This window comes from Acinetobacter sp. TW_SC_4 (assembly GCF_054861205.1).
Window position 1 is genome coordinate 1243124 of record NZ_CM142174.1, and the last position, 18100, is coordinate 1261223.

The window sequence follows — 18100 nt, forward strand, 5'->3', positions numbered from 1 at the left end:
AATTTATATGTATATTGGTCCCTATCAACTGTCAAATAATTTGATTGTCGCTCCCATGGCAGGTGTCACCGATCGTCCATTTAGAACCTTATGTAAGTACTTCGGTGCGGGTCATGCAGTCAGTGAAATGATGACTTCTGACAAGACCTTGCGCATGAGCAAAAAGAGCTTATATCGGGCAAATTTTGATGGTGAGCTGGCACCAATCTCAGCGCAGATTGCTGGTTCTGATCCGCATGACTTAGCTGAGGCAGCACGTTATCAGGTTGCAAATGGAGCACAAATTGTTGATATCAATATGGGTTGTCCAGCCAAAAAAGTCTGTAATAAGTTGGCTGGTTCTGCCTTGTTAAAGGATGAAGATCTGGTTGCACGTATTTTAGATGCAGTCGTCGCTGCAGTTGATGTTCCTGTGACTTTAAAGACCCGTTTAGGTTATCTGAATGGACACGAAAATATTCTGCGAGTTGCAAAACGTGCTGAAGACGCGGGGATTGCAGCATTAGCATTACATGGTCGTACTCGTGAAGACATGTACCTCAATACGGCACGTTACTCCTTAATCAAGGAAGTTAAAGAGATGCTGAATATTCCCGTGATTGCGAACGGAGATATTGATAGCTCTGAGAAAGCCAAATATGTACTGGACTATACAGGTGCAGATGCCATCATGATTGGCCGTGCTGCACAAGGACGTCCGTGGATTTTTCGTGAAATTGCACATTATTTAGAAACTGGAGAGCATCTTGCTGCACCAAGTATTGCTGAAGTGAAAAATGTGTTATTAGGACATCTATCTGAGCTTTATGAATTTTATGGTGAATACTCAGGTTGCCGTATTTCGCGTAAGCATATTGCCTGGTATACCAAAGGTTTACGTTCCAGTAATGAATTCCGTCAAAATATGTATCAGGTAGAAAACACTGCCGATCAATATAAAGTGGTGGAAAACTATTTTAATGGACTACTAGAACAAGGCCATATCATGAGCGATGTACAAGTAGATCAGGTGAATCTGTTAGAAACTAAATAAAAAGAGAGATTTCCTAGTTCTTCTAAAAGGTACTGTAGTAAATACAGTACCTTTTTTATCTTATAGCTAAAATTTTATATGCTTCCGTTACATTAAAGACTGTAGTGAACATAGCCGCATATTAAGTTCACTGAAACTGGACAGGATATGGACATTGTTTACGTGAAATTGCTCTAAGCTGAATTTCTAGCATGGCAAGATGTTTATTCAATCTTGTTCATTCTCATGATCAAGGGAGATCTATAATGACAAATACCAATCGTCCAGTTACAGACTTTGGCAATAAAACCTCGACTGAATTACCAGAGGAACGTAGTGACGCATTAAATCAAGATGCAACAGATGCCAGTGCTCGACCAGATTTGAATTCACCTCAAAAAGATAATCCTCGTGTGCCAGATATGAATGAAGGCGAGGATAATGTACTTGCTACCAGTGCAGGTACTTTAGGCGGGGCAGCAGTTGGAGCGACTGCCGGTCTGGTAGGTGGTCCTCCAGGTGCAGTAGTAGGCGGTATCATTGGCGGTGTTGTAGGCGGCATTGCAGGAAATGATATTGCTTCACCTGATCATTCGAAACAGACGGATAACTACGAGCATCCAGAAAATCATCCAGAGGCAGATAATTATCAGCATCCGGACACGATTAAGCAGGAAGATGATTACTGGAGAACTGAGCATACTAACCGTCCGTACTATACTGAATCACGTATTACCTACAGCGATCTAGACTATGATCGTGACTATCGTAGTGCTTATCGGGTTGGTTATGAAAACCGTCCGCTATATGACCGTCAGACTGACTTTGAACATGCCGAACCTGAACTACGAACTAAATGGGAACAGGTGAAAGGTGAATCTCGTTTGAATTGGGAAGAAGCAAAATTTGCGATCAAAGATGCTTGGCATCGTATGACGCGTTAAAAGAATCCATATAAAAAACCTCTCTTTGGAGAGGTTTTTTTATGTTCTAAAATTAAATTTTGCTTTATTTTTGTTTCATTTCCAGCACTAACTGATTAATTAAATCAGAGGCTTCCATCTCACGAATTTGCGCCACATTTGAACCAGCCCAAAACGCGCCATAACCCTGATCACCATGTTTGGACGCTGCTGCATGTAACTGCTTGGCCAGATCATAAGTATATGGATAGGCAGGTACATCCAGACGATCAGGAGTGTCGATGTCTATATGCCAGTGATTAATGATGCCACGCGCTGGACGGCCGGAAATGCTGGCACTAACTTGAGTCAGCGGCTTGGACAGTAGCGCTTTACGATAGGCGTCATTGGCATTGGAAGATTTACACTGAACAAATGCCGTGCCTAATTGTACTGCTTCAGCGCCGAAGTCCATCATCTGACGTGCTTGTTTACCATTCATGATTCCGCCTGCAGCAACCACTGGCAATGAAAAATGCTGTTTTATTAACTTGACCAGATTAGAGGTTTTGACTGAGGCATCAAACTTGGTGCTAAAGATACCTCGGTGACCTCCAGCCTCAATGCCTTGAGCAATGATGATATCAATCCCTGCCTCTTGAATGGCTTTGGCCTCAGCAAAATTGGTGGCAGATACCATCGTCAGAATACCGGCATCTTTTAGAGCCTGAACCTGATGCGGAAGAGGAATGCCAAAATGAAAGCTGACCGCACATGGTCTGGTTTCCAGAACCAGATTCAAGAAATCATCATTGTCTTTAAAACTTGGGTAAATACAGTGTAATTGAGTGGGTGGATTAATTCCGTATTCAGCAAATTTATCTTTAAACTGGTCAATCCAGGCTTGAGCTACGTTTTCATCAAGAGGCTGGCTGTCATGACAGAAAAAGTTAACCTGAAATGGGCAGTCTGTAAGTTCCTGAGTTATTAAAATCTGCTGGCGCGCAGATTCTACGCTGCTGGCTCCCAAGCCGAGCGAACCCAGACCACCTTGATTTGAAACTTCCGCTGCCAGTTCAGGTGTCGAAACGCCTGCCATAGGGGCCAAAAAAATAGGATGTTTTATTCCAAGTTTTTCTAATAAAGACATAGATTTGCTCCCTGTTACTCTACCTACTTTGCCTATAGCCGCAGAATTAAGCAAATCATATTGGTTATTTTATTTTGAAATAATGCTGTATGGATAACGGTTCAATTACATTTCTTACGACATGAGATGTCGTCACAAAGACAGCAAAGCTATAGTTCAGAACAGGGAAAATTTATAATAGGTTTTTAGCCAACAACTTGCTGAAATCATGTCTGATCGTATCCGAGAAAAACTACAAATTTTAGCTGATGCCGCCAAATATGATGTGTCCTGTTCATCGAGTGGCAGCAACCGCAAAAATAAAGACAAAGGCTTGGGCAATACCGGAAATGGGATCTGTCATAGTTATACTGAAGATGGCCGCTGTGTCTCATTACTGAAAATACTGTTTTCCAATGTCTGCATTTTTGACTGTGCCTATTGTGTCTCCCGTCGTTCCAATGACGTAAAACGTGCTGCATTTACCGTGCAGGAAGTGGTCGATCTGACCATGAATTTTTATCGCCGTAATTATATTGAAGGGCTGTTTCTCAGTTCGGGAATCTTTAAATCAGCAGATTACACCATGGAGCGGATGTTGCAGGTGGTGAAAAAGTTGCGTCTTGAAGAAAATTTTAATGGTTATATTCATCTCAAAACCATTCCTGGAGCATCACAGGAGATTATTACTGAAGCAGGTTTATATGTCGACCGGATGAGTATCAATCTGGAAATGCCGACCGAAGCAGGCTTACAAAAGTTTGCCCCAGAGAAAACCCATACTGAAGTACAAAAAGATCTGGGAATTGTGCGGGACCGTTTAATCCAGTTGAAAGATGAACGTAAGATCATCAAATCCGTTCCTAAATTTGTTCCTGCAGGGCAGACCACGCAAATGGTGGTTGGTGCGCATAGTGAGACGGACAAAGATATTATTTTGATGGCTGATCGGCACTACAAGGAGTTTAAGCTGAAACGTGTGTATTTTTCTGGCTATATTCCGATTAATCCCGAAGAAAAAGCCTTACCGGCAATTGGCTCAGCACCACCCTTATTAAGAGAAAATCGTCTATATCAGTCTGACTGGCTGATGCGTTTTTATGGATTTTCAGCAGATGAAATTGTAGATGACCAGCATCCAAATCTGGATCTGGATATTGATCCAAAGCTGAGCTGGGCTTTACGTCATCCTGAGGCCTTCCCGGTTGATATTAACCGGGCCGACTACAAAATGATTTTACGCGTGCCGGGCATTGGAGTACGTTCTGCCAAAAAGATTGTACAGGCACGCCGTTTTGGTCAGATTCATATTGACCAACTGAAAAGGATGGGCGTGGCGTATAACCGGGCACAGCATTTTATCCGCTGTGCAGATACACCAAAATTTAAAAAGGAGCAGCAATCCCAGCAGATTCGCCAGCAGATTTTACAAGCTGGTCAATCCAAATATCAGCAACAATTGTCACCTCAACTGGGATTCGGTTTCTGATGGCACACTACTGTTTTGATGGCACCATGACCGGTTTATTAAGTTGTATCTTTCGGGCTTTTGAATTTAAAGAATTTGATGTCAAGGTGACTGCCAATCCGCAGGCACAAAATGGCTTATTCGATGATTTTATTCATGTGGCCTCGAATGAAAGTCATGGGCAACGTGTCTGGCAAGGCCTAAAACAGAAAGTATCATCTAGCAGTTTAAAGGCCTTTTATTATGCTTTTCTTTCTGAAAAAGAACAGGCATTTCAGAACCTGTTCGATTTTGCAGTTTATGTATTTAAAAACCAACGGCCGGTTGATAAAGATTATGGCCATCATGCAGTCATCGGAATGTCACAATGGTGCAAACAGGTCGGGCGTGAAAAGCATCGTATGGAAGCTTTTGTCCGCTTCAAAAAAGCCAAAGATGGATTGTTCCTCAGTCTGGTCAAACCGGATTTTAATGTACTGCCGATTATTTCCCGGCATTTTAAGGAACGTTACCAAGATCAGCGTTGGTTAATTTATGATGAGCAGCGCCAGTACGGTATCTATTACGATTTAGATGATGTACATCAGATAGAAATGAATGCAGAAATAGTTGATCCACAAATCCGGATTGGACATAGTCAGTCTTTTAGCATTGAACTGGATGATGAAGAAGTACTCTATGATCAGCTTTGGAAAGATTATTTTAAAAGCGTGAATATTCAGGCACGACAAAATATGAAACTGCATATCCAGTATGTACCTAAGCGCTACTGGCGTTATATGAATGAGAAAGTACTTTAAATAAAATCTTCGCCCAAGTTTAAGGCATAATGGCAGCTAATATTTAGATCGAGTGTATAGATATGAAGGTATGGCTGGCATCATTAGCTATGGTAACTGGATTGGCTGCATGTTCAGCAGAGCAACAGAAAATAGCAGTAGATCCGGGTAAATATCAGGTTAAAAGTGCACAGGAATTACAGCAACGTTTTGATGATCTAAACAGTAAGTTGGCACAGGACTTTCAGCAATTTAAAAAAGTAGAAAGCATTGCCTTTTCTCATCAGCTGCCTCTGGATGTAAATAATCTGCAAACCTTGAATCAGCATCCTGTCAGCCGGACTGCTCTAAAATCCAGTAAAGTGGCCTATTGTGACATGATGAATGGCTATTTTGCCGAGATGTATCGCTTGGGGCATTATAATCTGAATCTGGTCGATCAGATCCAGTTACCTAAAGCCGAGAATGAAGACCTGAAATCCAATTTTGCATCTAGCGATCAGTTCTATACTTTTATTCTGGATCGTTATACCACTTATCGCCAGGTTCAACAGACCATGAATTATGGCTGTAACTTAAAAGCTGCGTTATAAGTATGAAGCTATAAAAAAGCCCATCACAAAGATGGGCTTTTTATTTAGCAACCAGTTAATTTTTCTGGTTGAGGTTTCTCACCGGGGAAGAAAATTGGACGAAGTTTTACACCCAGACCATTTCCAAGGAATGCAAAGACCAACCATAACCAGCCATGTACGCTGCCTGAAGCAATACCACTAAAATAGGCACCAATATTACAGCCATAAGCCAAACGAGCGCCATAGCCGAGCATCAAGCCGCCAATAACCGCAGCAACCAATGAACGTTTTGGAATATTGAAGTTCGGAGCAAATTTACCTGCCAGACTGGCAGCCAATAATGCACCAAGCATGATGCCAAAGTTCATCATGGACGTAATATCGAACCAGAGCGATTCAGATAAGGCCTTGGCATTTGCTGGTTGCTGCCAATACGCCCAAGAGGCTACATCAATTCCAACAAAACTTGCAGATTTCGCGGCCCAGACAGCAAGGGCAGAAGTAACCCCCCATGGACGACCAGCCAGCGCCAAAGTAGCAAAGTTAAGCAGGGTTAAAATGATTCCGCCCCAGATTAATGGCCACGGACCACGTAAAAAACGTTTCCAGCCCTGATGCTGGCTTTGAGGTTCAACTTCTAAATTGCCATGACGTTTCTTTTCAAAAAAGATAGTTGCAGTAGCAATAACAGCAAAAATAACAAAGCTCAAAACAAGTGCAGGAATGACACCAAAACTTTCTACAATGGAGATAGGTGCGAAATGAGGTAGGTTAAACCACCAGTCAATATGCGAAGTCGCAATCAGTGAGCCGGCACAGAAAAAGAACAGGGTGACCAGCATACGGGCACTGCCACCACCCACAGTATAGAGTGTACCTGATGCACAGCCGCCACCGAGCTGCATGCCAATCCCGAAAAGAAATGCCCCGATCACCACAGACAGTGAAACCGGACTGACAAAGCCTTGAACTGGATTACCGAACAGTTCACCTGCGCCTAAAGCAGGGAAAAATAGCAATACAGCAAGACTCAGCATGATCATTTGGGCACGTAAGCCACGACCACGACGTTCTTTAATAAAGATGCGCCAGCTGGAGGTAAAACCAAACGAGGCGTGATACAAGGTCATGCCCAGTGCACCACCCACCAGAAATAATAGAGCCTGGTTTAGACCTACGATGTGATAAGCACCGACAGTTCCTAATACAAGTAAAATAAAAGCCACACAGACCGAGAGATTCGATCGCTGGGAAGACGCAGCAATAACAGACATGGGAGATCAAGCTTTAAAAATAAAGTCGCGTATATTACGCAATTTCTCACTAAAATGGGCTGATCTAAGGCTACTAAGAGTCAATTAAACATCCTGATAACTGATAATAATTATGACTTTAAATGATATAAGGTCGTGATTATTTCAAAAGATATCAGCTTAATTAGAACAATCACCTGCCTAATAGTGAAACGTATAAAAAGTTTAAAAGCCTGCAAAGCAGGCTTTTAAAGATCGAAAGCTTTAAAAATTAATTTTCAGCTTTCTCACGTACTTTGCCTGCACCTTCTTCAATAGCACCGGCAGTTGCAGCAGTCGCGTTTTTAGCGGCTTCAGCAGTGGCATCGGCTGCTCGAGAAGTCGCAGCGGCGGCTTCATCAGCGGCACGGGAAGCATTTGCAGCCGCATTATCCATGGCTTGATCAGTTTCTTGAGAAGCCTCATGAGTGGCATCTTCTATATCATGGCCTGCTTGATCAGCAGCATTTTCTAAATGTTCGCCAGTTGTCGCACCTGTTTCAGGATTTTCTTTCTTATTACAACCCACTAAAGCAACGGTTGCAGCTAAACCCAAAGCAACAAGTAATTTATTCATCGTGTCATATCCTTTGTAGTTGTAAGGTCGAAAACAGTCTAGCGAGTATTTATTTGAATTTATGCTAATAATTAGATCAGAATTTGTTCGCTAAATGTAATTTTTATAAAGACTTATACAATTTCTGCTAAATATCAATCGTCTGATTATTTGAATGTATTTTCTTACAAACCTTGTGTGGATTGCTTCTCACCGCTTATAAAAAGTGAGTTTATCTGCTTTAAGATGTAGTTTTAGATGTAACAAAACACAACTATTTCCGGCTCAATTTTTGTCAGGCTAAAATTAGAAGCCATAAAAAAGCCCGCATAAAGCGAGCTTTTAAAACCTGAAAACTTATAGACCAGCAGATGCTTTAAGTGCTTCGACTTTGTCAGTTTTTTCCCAAGTAAACGCAGTATCTGAACCTTCACGACCAAAGTGACCATAAGCAGCAGTCTGTTTATACATCGGTTGGATCATGTTCAACATACGGGTAATACCGTATGGACGCAGGTCAAAGTGCTCACGTACCAATTGAACGATCAATTCATCAGACACTTTGCCTGTATTGAAGGTATTGATTGAAATTGAAGTAGGCTCGGCTACACCAATCGCATAAGACACCTGAATTTCACATTTGTCTGCAAGACCCGCAGCGACAATGTTTTTCGCAACATAACGGCCTGCATAAGCAGCAGAACGGTCAACTTTCGATGGATCTTTACCAGAGAATGCGCCGCCACCGTGACGTGCCATACCACCGTAAGTGTCTACAATGATTTTACGGCCAGTCAGACCACAGTCACCTACAGGACCACCGATCACAAACATCCCGGTCGGGTTGATGTGGAATTTGGTATCTGCATGGAACATGTCGGCAGGAATGATTTTTTTCACGATTTCTTCAATCACAGCTTCTTTTAAATGAGCTTGTGAAATTTCAGGATCGTGTTGAGTCGAAAGCACAACAGCATCTAGACGAACAGGTACGCCATTTTCATAAGCGAAAGTCACCTGGCTTTTTGCGTCTGGACGTAACCAAGGCAATGTACCGTTACGGCGTAATTCAGCCTGTTTTTCCATTAAGCGGTGCGCATAAGAAATTGGCGCAGGCATAAGTACATCAGTTTCACGGCTGGCATAACCAAACATCAAGCCTTGGTCGCCGGCACCTTGATCTTCCGGTTTCTGACGGTCTACACCCTGAGCAATTTCAGGAGACTGTTTACCGATCATGTTGATGATCGCACAAGTCGAACCATCAAAGCCAAGGTCAGAATGATGATAACCAATACTGTTAACGGTATGGCGGACAACCGCTTCAAAATCGATGTTCGCAGTTGTTGTGATTTCACCGGCAAGTACAACCGCACCTGTTTTTACAAGCGTTTCACAAGCAACCCGTGCATATGGGTCTTCTTTTAAGATTGCATCCAAGATAGCATCACTGATTTGGTCAGCCATTTTATCTGGATGGCCTTCGCTTACAGATTCCGAAGTAAATACAGCGTACTCGCGCATAGTCCTATCACAGTTAAATTTAAAGACCCGATATGTTACATCGACTTGTGCTCTAGGACTAGCGCAACTCGACAAAATTGCACGAAATTGTTTCAAATTATTGTGCTTTTATTTGATTATTGGAATTAAAAAAACTGATATGCCTAATTAAACAGCAGGGTGGATTCATTTAATAAACTTAATAAATAATCTGTGAATTGATAAGAGACGCTTATTAAGCAGTGATATTTCTAAACAAATTTGCATAACTAAGTACTAAGAAAAATATAAAAATTAAATGCCTCAAATATCAAGGAAAGTGATCATTCTATTAATAAATTAAGGTGGGTGTATTGACCACACGACAGACAGCCTTGCTGCAAATAGTACGACTCTGCATAGTAGCTTCAAGTCTTCAGAAACCGCCTGTCAGGAAGTGGCGAAATCTTTTGGTATGGATTTGTTTAAAAGACTGTACGGAGATGAAAAAGCATGTATCAAAAGGCGTTTACCTTGATTGAAGTCATGATTGTACTCACGATTATTGCCATTCTGGCGACAGTAGCAGGCATGAGTTATCACAGTTATGTAGTGCGAAGCCAACTAGCAGAGGTTTTTAAGCAGGCAGGTAGCTATCGAACTCAATTTATTGCATCGGATGGCCATTGTGATGCAGGCCGTCAAATTGGCAGCGGAACCCAATATATTGAAAAAGTCGTGATCAATGCCGCTTGTCGGATTGAATTTAAGCTACGGCAGGATAGGGTAGATACGGCAATCCGTGGGAAATCCATCGCTTTTGATGTCTATAGCGGCAGTTGTTCGTCGAGCGATATCAGTCAGCGTTATTTACCTAAAGATTGCCGAGGACAATAATTTTCGTGGTATCGATTAGCCTGATTGAACTTCAACCTTTATCTTTTCATGTCTGATGATCTTGGGCAGATAATAGATATTCACATATGCATTTTTATGGACTGGAAAAGATCACTTATTTAAGTCTGGATCTTCTGTTTTGACTCCTATCTGGATGTATCTTGGAGAGGAATTCAACATATTGTGAAAGTTTAATTTATAAAAAATAGTTAAGAATAATCCCAGATTTATCATCTTATTAGAATCTAACTTAGATTCTAATCAATCAATGCACCTTAAAAGTGCAGAATATTTATCCGATAGGTAAATACAAGATCAATAAATTGATAAATATTGTAGGCTAGTCTTTACCCCTCGCTGTTTTTTTAAGACAATAGACGGCAGTTTTGAAAGTCTTTTCATCATTTCCTATTTCTTCTGAATTTATTTGGACGCTGATTTATGACAACCCCGCTTAATGAACGTCGTATTGCAAACGCAATTCGTGTATTGGCAATGGATGCTGTGCAAAAAGCAAACTCAGGACATCCAGGTGCTCCAATGGGGATGGCAGATATCGCTGATGTGGTTTGGCGTGAATTCTTAAACCATAACCCAACAAATCCGAATTGGGCTAACCGTGACCGTTTCGTATTGTCGAATGGCCATGGCTCTATGCTTCAATACGCACTTCTTCATTTAACGGGCTATGATCTTTCAATTGAAGATCTTAAAGCATTCCGTCAACTTCATTCTAAAACTCCAGGTCACCCAGAATTGGGCTATGCACCGGGTATTGAAACAACCACTGGTCCTTTAGGCCAAGGTATCGCAAATGCTGTTGGTTTCGCACTGGCTGAGAAAACTTTAGCTGCGCAATTCAACAAAGACGATATCAAAGTTGTTGATCACTACACTTACTGCTTTCTGGGCGATGGCTGCTTGATGGAAGGTGTTTCTCACGAAGCATGTTCTTTGGCAGGTACTTTAGGTCTAGGCAAGCTGATTGCTTACTATGACGACAACGGCATTTCAATTGACGGTGAAGTTGAAGGCTGGTTCTCTGACGATACAGAACAACGCTTCAAGTCTTATGGCTGGCAAGTGATCAAAGTTGACGGTCATGATGCTGATGCAATCCGTCAAGCGACTGTTGAAGCAAAAGCTGAAGCGAACAAACCAACCATCATCATGTGTAAAACAGTGATCGGTTTAGGTTCACCAAACAAACAGGGTAAAGAAGACTGTCACGGTGCACCTTTGGGTAATGACGAAATCGTATTGACTCGTGAAGCGCTTGGCTGGTCAGACGAAGCATTTGTCATTCCTGAGGATGTATACACAGCTTGGGATGCCAAAGAAAAAGGTTCACAAGCTGAAGCAGCATGGAACGAAACTTTTGCCGCTTATGCAGCAAAATATCCAACAGAAGCAGCTGAATTAAAACGTCGTCTTTCTGGTGATCTTCCAGCTGACTTCGTTGCAAAAGCAGATGCTTACATCGCTGAAGTAAATGCGAAAGAAGAAACCATTGCAACACGTAAAGCGAGCCAAAATACGTTACAAGCACTTGTACCTTCATTACCAGAAGTACTAGGTGGTTCTGCTGACCTTGCAGGTTCTAACCTGACACTTTGGAAAGGTGCACAAGGTGTACAGGACAATCCAGCAGGTAACTATGTTCATTACGGCGTACGTGAATTTGGTATGACTGCGATTGCCAATGGTGTAGCATTGCATGGCGGTTTCATTCCTTATGTAGCAACATTCCTGATGTTTATGGAATATGCACGTAATGCAGTACGTATGTCTGCGCTGATGAAACAACGTGTGATTCATGTCTACACTCACGATTCAATCGGTCTGGGTGAAGATGGTCCTACACACCAGCCAATCGAACAAATCGCATCTTTACGTGGTACACCAAACCTGAATACATGGCGTCCATGTGACACCGTTGAAGCAGCGATTTCCTGGAAATCTGCTTTAATGCGTTCAGAAGGTCCAACAGCGTTGATCTTCTCTCGTCAAAACCTGCCATTCCAGACTCGTACTCAAGCACAAATTGAGAATGTAGTGAAAGGTGGTTATGTTCTGGCTGAAGAAAAAGGCGAATTGAAAGCGATTATCATTGCGACTGGTTCTGAAGTTTCTCTTGCAATGGAAGCTTATGCACAGCTTGAAGGTGTACGTGTCGTATCTATGCCATGTGCTGAAGAATTCATGAAGCAAGATGCTGCTTACCGTGAATCAGTTCTTCCTGCAGCGATTCGTGCACGTGTAGCGGTTGAAGCTGCACATGTAGATTACTGGTGGAAATTTGTAGGTCTTGATGGTCGTGTGATCGGTATGACCACTTACGGTGAATCTGCACCTGCTAAAGACCTGTTCAAACACTTCGGTATTACAACTGAAGCTGTTGTAGCAGCTGTAAAAGAGATTACTGCTTAATCAACTGATTAAGTCGTTTTTTAAGGGCGCCCCAGTTTTGGGGCGTCTTTTGTTTTTTCGCTTTCTAGCCTTGTTTTCATGTGGCAACCGCTAAAAAGTGTTCTCCCATAATTGAAATGAAAGAGTGAGATAAACATGAGCTTGTATGAACAAATTAGTGATGAAATTACTTTAATGGATGCAGGCGAGCAGAAATGGATCGGGCAGGATCTCCCCCTTGAAGCAATGGTTGCGGTTGAGCTATTACTTCAGGAAATGGCTGAAGAAAAAATCATTAAAGTACGTCGCAAGAACCATGAAAAGCATTCTGGTTTGAAACAGGTGGATCGTATTCTGGTTGAAAAACTTTAAATATAAAGCGTGAAAAGTCCCTAATTGGGGCTTTTTTTATGTCGGATGATTTCCATCTGACAGGTTGCTTATGAGCGCCAGATGAGATAAAGCTAAGTTGAAGTTGCTATAAAAATTCCGCGACCACTATCGAAACGACTTAAATTAAAGAAATAAGCCAAAGAAGCAGTTAAACATGAATATACAGCCCTAGATCCAGATCAAATCTCACAGTCAGAATGGCTATCTTTATGGCAAGACTATCAACGCTTTTATCAAACGCAAATTTCGGATGAGGTAAGTAAAAATACCTGGGATAAATTAACCAATTATGAATTAGATTCAATGTACGGTTTTGCGGCCTTGATTGATGAAAAGGTCGTTGGGATTGTGCATGTCATCGAGCATAACAGTAGCTGGACAGTAAGACCATATGCTTATTTGCAGGATCTATTTACCTATCCGGACTATCGCGGACGGGGCGTGGCGCGAAAGTTGATTCAGCATGTCTATCAGGTAGCGCAGCAGCGTAATTGCGACCGGGTTTACTGGCTGACTCAGGAATCAAATCATCAGGCGCAAGCGTTGTATAACAAAGTCGCCAAGAAAACTGGATTTATTCAGTACCGTATGGATTAAAGCTCAAAAATTAAAAAAATAACTTACAATTTTATCGTTTCATTGCTGCAACAAAACGTTTTATCTTTAAGGCTGTAAACGGTTCCAGATTCTATACACTTAATAACATCCAAAACGTGAGATAAAAACATGAATTTAAAAACATTAGCATTAGGCTTGGCGGTCGCATCTGTAGCAACATTTTCTATGGCAAAACCAGTGGCTTATACGATTGACCCGACTCATTCAGCAACGGTTTTTTCTTGGAGCCACTTTGGTTTCTCTACACCATCTGCAAACTTCAGTGATATACAGGGTACGATTAATGTTGATAATGAAAAACCTGCGAATTCTTCGGTCAATGTGAATATCCCGGTTGCAAGCATTAATACGAATGTGAAAGCGCTGGATGACCATATTAAGACAGCAGAATTTTTTGATGCTGCCAAATATCCGAATATCACTTTTAAAAGTACTAAAGTTCAGGCTTTAGGCAAAAACAAATACAAAATCACCGGTAACTTAACCGTGAAAGATGTCACTAAACCTGTGGTACTGGATGCAGTTTTAAATAAACAAGGCGTACATCCAATGACCAAATTACAAACGATTGGTTTTAATGCAACCACTTCATTTAACCGTTCAGCCTTTGGGGTAGGCGGCTATGTTCCAAATGTGGGCGATAAAATTACAGTGAACATTACTACCGAGGCTTCTGTACCTGCTCCGAAAAAGTAAGAATGACAAATTAAAAAAGCACCCAATAGGGTGCTTTTTTATTACGGTTATTTAAGTTGCAGGTTTTCTAAATAATGCATCAATACCGAACTGGCTGCCTGTTCAAGCGCGGGTGCATAGCTTTGATGATCCGCCCGCAAGGTGGGGATATTGATTTGGGCTTTGCGTAACTCACAGGTATGTCCAATCAGCCATTTCTCTAAACTTTCACTGGCTACTTCAGCATGGAATTGTAGTGCTAGAATATTCTGTCCTACCCGAAAGGCCTGATTTGGATAAAGATCAGAGCTGGCCAGCAATTCAGCCTGTTCAGGCAGATCAAAAGTATCGCCGTGCCAATGTAGCACTTCAATATTTTCCAAGGCTTGTAGTGGATTATTCTCAGCGACTGGAAGAGTAAGCTTAGACCAGCCAATTTCTTTGCTATGTCCTGCATAGACTTTAGCACCGAGTGCATGAGCAATGAGTTGAGTACCCAGACAAATACCTAAAGTGGGTAAATTCTTCTCTAAACGCACTTTAAGTAAGTCTATTTCTTGTTGTAAGAAAGGGTAGTCCACCGTTTCATAGACACCAATTGGACCCCCTAAAATAATTGTCAGACCTTTATATTCATACGCCTTTCGTAGGTCATCAATTCCGGCTTCAAAATAGCGAACACGTAATCCTAGCTGATAAAACACATCTTCCCAGGCACCTAGGTCTTCAAAAGCCAGATGTTGAATGGCATATACGGTATCAGGGAAGTGGTCAAGGTTCAGCATAGCAGTCAGGTCTAAATGGAAAATATTTATTTAACGTTATTCTGCAAAAAATTAGAAGTCTTTTTAATCCGGTGATTTAGCCTTAGGTAGGTGATTCATCCGAATCGGCAAGCCTATGTAAGACTATAACTCCGCTTTGTATCATTATGCAGCGATATTTTCCTTTTCTATAAAAAAGGCGTTAGAGTAGAAAGCAGTGGATAATCATAAGAGGCAGGATAAAAAATGCACAATATCTGCTTATATGTCGATAAAAAACGTATCAGTCCTTATGTCATGTCGGTTTATGTGGCTTTAAAAGAGAAAAGACTCAACTTTCAGGAAAAAATGATCGATCTGAATCTGCTGGAACAGCAATCTTTAGCTTATCGTAAAATTTGTCCGAGTGGCAAAGTCCCTTGCCTGATTATTGATGATTTTCATTTGTTTGAATCTTGGGCGATTACCGAATATCTGGAAGATGCTTTTCCGGCACCGGATTATCCTGCTTCATATCCTGCAGAGATGAAAGCCAGAGCAAAATGCCGCGCCGTTCAGGCTTTGATGAAAACTGATTTTTCCTCTATCCGGCAGGATATGCCTTCAACTTCGATCTTTGTTCCACCTAAAAGGCCTTTAATCGCATCGGCTGAAACCATGCAGGATATTCAGCGCTTACTGGCAATCACAGAAACTTTACTTGAAGAGCTATGGCTCACCGAACAATGGTCAATTGCAGACTTTGATCTAGCCTTTATGCTGCATCGTCTGCTTAGTCACGATGTTGAGCTTCCCGAAAAGATTCAGGCTTATATTCAGCGTAATTTTCAGCGATCTTCAGTGCAGTCCTGGATTTTGGAAAATGAAAAACTGCGTACTCATGCTGAGTTTTGATTCTATATCGGGTAGAGAGGTAAATTTAATAATTTAAGTACTAAGTTTGCTTAATGAATAGACATGGATATTTTAAAAGAGAGACACGTTATACAAAAAATTGCTTAAATATCAGCAGCGCAGGCGTAGTATAGAAAGTATAGGTAATAAGAAGTAGCTAAAACTTAGAATCAGATTCAAATGAAAAGGAGTATACGGTGGGTGGATCACATCATCATGATCATAGTCATGTAGAAGTTAGTGCGAAGAATGCTAAAAAACTGTCCATCGCCTTAGCTCTGACGACAGTCTTTTTAATTGTAGAAGTCATTGCCGGTTTTATGACTCAGAGTCTGGCCTTGCTTTCTGATGCGGCACATATGTTTACAGATGCAGCCGCACTGGCGATTGCTCTAGCTGCAATTAAGATCGGGCAAAAACCAGCAGATGATAAACGTACCTTTGGCTACCAGCGATTTGAAATTCTGGCAGCTTTGTTTAATGCGATTATGCTATTTCTGGTAGCGGTGTATATCCTGTTTGAAGCTTACCAGCGCCTAAGTCATCCCCCTGAAATTGAAAGTCTGGGCATGTTGATTGTCGCCATACTTGGACTGGTTATTAATCTGATTTCCATGAAAATTCTGGTTTCTAGCAGTCAGGAAAGCTTGAATATTAAAGGAGCTTATCTGGAAGTACTGAGTGATGCACTAGGTTCGGTGGGTGTCATTATTGGCGCAATCATCATCTATTTCAGTGGCTGGATGTGGATCGATACCGTGATTGCGGTCATGATCGGATTCTGGGTAATTCCACGGACATGGATTTTGTTGAAACAGAGCATCAATATTCTGCTAGAAGGGGTTCCTGATGAAATCGATATTGAAAAACTGCGCCATGACCTACTGGCGCTAGACGGTGTTGAAGATATTCATCAGCTAAAAGTCTGGGCGATTACTTCCAAGAAGGTAATGTTGACGGTGCATTTAGTTGCGCCAGACGTTGACTATAAAAAGTTGCATCAAGAGGCGTTTGAGATGTTGCATTATGAACATCATATCACCGAGATGACATTGCAAATTGAAGCAGAAGATTGTCCCCCAGAACAGCATCGGCAATCGGACCATTTACATGAACAGCATGAGCATAAGGAAAGCCATCAACATTAAGTTTGAGAAATTTTGCCATCACACTTAATGTATTTTTAAACTTCGATCTTTTAATTTTAGTCTTTCAATAATGACACAATTACATCTTTATAACTCGGTGGTGCTTTCACATAATCGCGCTCTCGCAACATCTGATGCATTTTGGGCAGATTTTGATGTGGAACAGAGGCCATTAAATGATGTTCAATATGATAATTTACATGAATCGGTGCAACGAAAGCACGCGCTAGCCAACCTGCACGAGTGGTACGGGTATTAGTCAATGCAGAATGGCTGGTTTCTAGACCAGCATGCTCAGCCATTGCCCGGATACGGATAAACAGTGGGAAAGGGGTAATATAAGCTAGGGGCCATAATAAATAAAGTTTCGGATGACCGCTGGCCCAAAGTGCGGAAAATAAGGCAGCATTGGAAATCAGCATGCCCGAGCTATTTTTTAACAGATTCTTTGCCAGTTCCAAGTTACTGCGATTACCACGAGGAATTGGTTTCGGATCATTGGAAACACTCCATTCCAGAAGTTCTAAATCCATCAAGACTCGGCCAGACAGAAATTTTAGGCCGGATTGACCATTTAGATCTCTAAAGAATTTTCTGAATAATGATTGTTTAGTAATTGGAAAGTTTTTGACCAGACCTAAATCTGGATCATCAGGTTGAGAGGTGCGGGCATGATGTTTCAAATGATAAGGACGATATTTACCGACCTCATTCCAGATCGGACGGGCGCATAGCCAGTCAGTGAAGTGTGTGTTTAGCCACTTGGTTTTAAACAAACTATGGTGTGAGGCGTCGTGCATCAAAATGGCCATAGCGAGTTGGCGACCCGCCAGAATGGCTAATGCCAAGGCACACATCAATATTTTTCCCCAGACTGGTAAATATTTCCAGCTATAAGCAATTGTGCCAAAGGTCAAAACAATCACAGCCCAAGTTGAACCCACTGCCAGAGCACCCTGTAAATCGGATGGGGTAGTCAGCTCTCTAATTTCTTCACGGCTAAATAGCTCTGTGACGCTCACTTTACTGTTCATTATTCTGCCTTGATCTAATTCTTGTATTTCTTATCACTATATTTGAATTAAAATATTACAGTCAATTTACTTT

18 protein-coding genes are annotated in these 18100 nt (G+C 41.6%); 12 read left to right on the top strand and 6 right to left on the bottom strand.

The genetic code is table 11. The features are described from left to right. Positions 1-7: 7 nt before the first annotated feature. Together dusB and ACWM1W_RS05890 are read left to right on the top strand one after the other, a co-directional pair. Entirely contained in the window at positions 8-1033 is a 1026-nt protein-coding gene (gene dusB, locus ACWM1W_RS05885) for a tRNA dihydrouridine synthase DusB (RefSeq protein WP_214001350.1), read from the top strand. A gap of 245 nt (positions 1034-1278) precedes the next feature. Then, positions 1279-1956, top strand: a complete 678-nt coding sequence (locus ACWM1W_RS05890; protein ID WP_214001349.1) for a hypothetical protein — start codon at positions 1279-1281, stop codon at positions 1954-1956. Between the two features lie 64 nt (positions 1957-2020). On the opposite strand, the gene ACWM1W_RS05895 is transcribed toward ACWM1W_RS05890, so the two are convergent. After that, positions 2021-3064, bottom strand: a complete 1044-nt coding sequence (locus tag ACWM1W_RS05895) for an NAD(P)H-dependent flavin oxidoreductase (protein ID WP_214001348.1) — start codon at positions 3062-3064, stop codon at positions 2021-2023. 208 nt (positions 3065-3272) lie between these two features. Between ACWM1W_RS05895 and ACWM1W_RS05900 the strand changes: the two genes are divergently transcribed. From ACWM1W_RS05900 to ACWM1W_RS05910, 3 genes are all read left to right on the top strand, one after another. Next, the gene (locus ACWM1W_RS05900; protein WP_175967365.1) at positions 3273-4532 is read left to right on the top strand and encodes a putative DNA modification/repair radical SAM protein; all 1260 of its coding nucleotides are present in this window, start codon (positions 3273-3275) and stop codon (positions 4530-4532) included. Beyond that, positions 4532-5311, top strand: a complete 780-nt coding sequence (locus tag ACWM1W_RS05905) for a TIGR03915 family putative DNA repair protein (protein WP_214001347.1) — start codon at positions 4532-4534, stop codon at positions 5309-5311. The genes ACWM1W_RS05900 and ACWM1W_RS05905 overlap by 1 nt, the downstream gene beginning before the upstream one ends. Positions 5312-5373: 62 nt before the next feature. Further along, on the top strand, positions 5374-5883 hold the full coding sequence (locus ACWM1W_RS05910) for a hypothetical protein (RefSeq protein ID WP_214001346.1): 510 nt from the start codon (positions 5374-5376) through the stop codon (positions 5881-5883). 44 nt (positions 5884-5927) lie between these two features. Here the strand turns inward: ACWM1W_RS05910 and ACWM1W_RS05915 are convergent, their stop codons facing one another. From ACWM1W_RS05915 to metK, 3 genes are all read right to left on the bottom strand, one after another. Further along, positions 5928-7139, bottom strand: a complete 1212-nt coding sequence (locus ACWM1W_RS05915) for a YeeE/YedE family protein (RefSeq protein WP_214001345.1) — start codon at positions 7137-7139, stop codon at positions 5928-5930. Positions 7140-7389: 250 nt separating this feature from the next. Continuing rightward, on the bottom strand, positions 7390-7734 hold the full coding sequence (locus tag ACWM1W_RS05920; RefSeq protein ID WP_175967370.1) for a hypothetical protein: 345 nt from the start codon (positions 7732-7734) through the stop codon (positions 7390-7392). Between the two features lie 336 nt (positions 7735-8070). Continuing rightward, complete coding sequence (gene metK, locus ACWM1W_RS05925; RefSeq protein WP_214001344.1) at positions 8071-9237, bottom strand: methionine adenosyltransferase; 1167 nt, start codon at positions 9235-9237, stop codon at positions 8071-8073. Between the two features lie 471 nt (positions 9238-9708). On the opposite strand from metK, the gene ACWM1W_RS05930 reads away from it, so the two are divergent. From ACWM1W_RS05930 to ACWM1W_RS05950, 5 genes are all read left to right on the top strand, one after another. Further along, positions 9709-10092, top strand: coding sequence for a pilin (locus ACWM1W_RS05930; protein WP_214001343.1), 384 nt, complete (start codon positions 9709-9711; stop codon positions 10090-10092). 441 nt (positions 10093-10533) lie between these two features. Beyond that, positions 10534-12522: a transketolase gene (tkt, locus tag ACWM1W_RS05935; protein WP_214001342.1), complete on the top strand. Its 1989-nt coding sequence runs from the start codon at positions 10534-10536 to the stop codon at positions 12520-12522. Between the two features lie 135 nt (positions 12523-12657). Continuing rightward, positions 12658-12873, top strand: coding sequence for a hypothetical protein (locus tag ACWM1W_RS05940; RefSeq protein WP_004786275.1), 216 nt, complete (start codon positions 12658-12660; stop codon positions 12871-12873). A 204-nt stretch (positions 12874-13077) separates the two neighbouring features. Further along, a complete protein-coding gene (locus ACWM1W_RS05945; protein ID WP_214002317.1) occupies positions 13078-13491 on the top strand; it encodes a GNAT family N-acetyltransferase in 414 nt (137 codons plus the stop codon). A 129-nt stretch (positions 13492-13620) separates the two neighbouring features. Beyond that, the gene (locus ACWM1W_RS05950) at positions 13621-14208 is read left to right on the top strand and encodes a YceI family protein (RefSeq protein ID WP_005235180.1); all 588 of its coding nucleotides are present in this window, start codon (positions 13621-13623) and stop codon (positions 14206-14208) included. Between the two features lie 47 nt (positions 14209-14255). Here the strand turns inward: ACWM1W_RS05950 and ACWM1W_RS05955 are convergent, their stop codons facing one another. After that, on the bottom strand, positions 14256-14972 hold the full coding sequence (locus tag ACWM1W_RS05955; RefSeq protein ID WP_214001341.1) for a glutamine amidotransferase: 717 nt from the start codon (positions 14970-14972) through the stop codon (positions 14256-14258). A 225-nt stretch (positions 14973-15197) separates the two neighbouring features. Between ACWM1W_RS05955 and yfcF the strand changes: the two genes are divergently transcribed. Both yfcF and ACWM1W_RS05965 read left to right on the top strand, forming a co-directional pair. Then, the gene (gene yfcF / locus ACWM1W_RS05960; RefSeq protein WP_214001340.1) at positions 15198-15845 is read left to right on the top strand and encodes a glutathione transferase; all 648 of its coding nucleotides are present in this window, start codon (positions 15198-15200) and stop codon (positions 15843-15845) included. A gap of 197 nt (positions 15846-16042) precedes the next feature. Next, positions 16043-16993 (top strand): cation diffusion facilitator family transporter, encoded by a 951-nt coding sequence (locus ACWM1W_RS05965; protein ID WP_214001339.1) that lies wholly within the window; start codon positions 16043-16045, stop codon positions 16991-16993. Positions 16994-17049: 56 nt separating this feature from the next. Here ACWM1W_RS05965 and ACWM1W_RS05970 read toward each other — a convergent pair whose 3' ends face one another. After that, the gene (locus ACWM1W_RS05970) at positions 17050-18027 is read right to left on the bottom strand and encodes a fatty acid desaturase family protein (RefSeq protein ID WP_214001338.1); all 978 of its coding nucleotides are present in this window, start codon (positions 18025-18027) and stop codon (positions 17050-17052) included. Between the last annotated feature and the right edge of the window lie 73 nt (positions 18028-18100).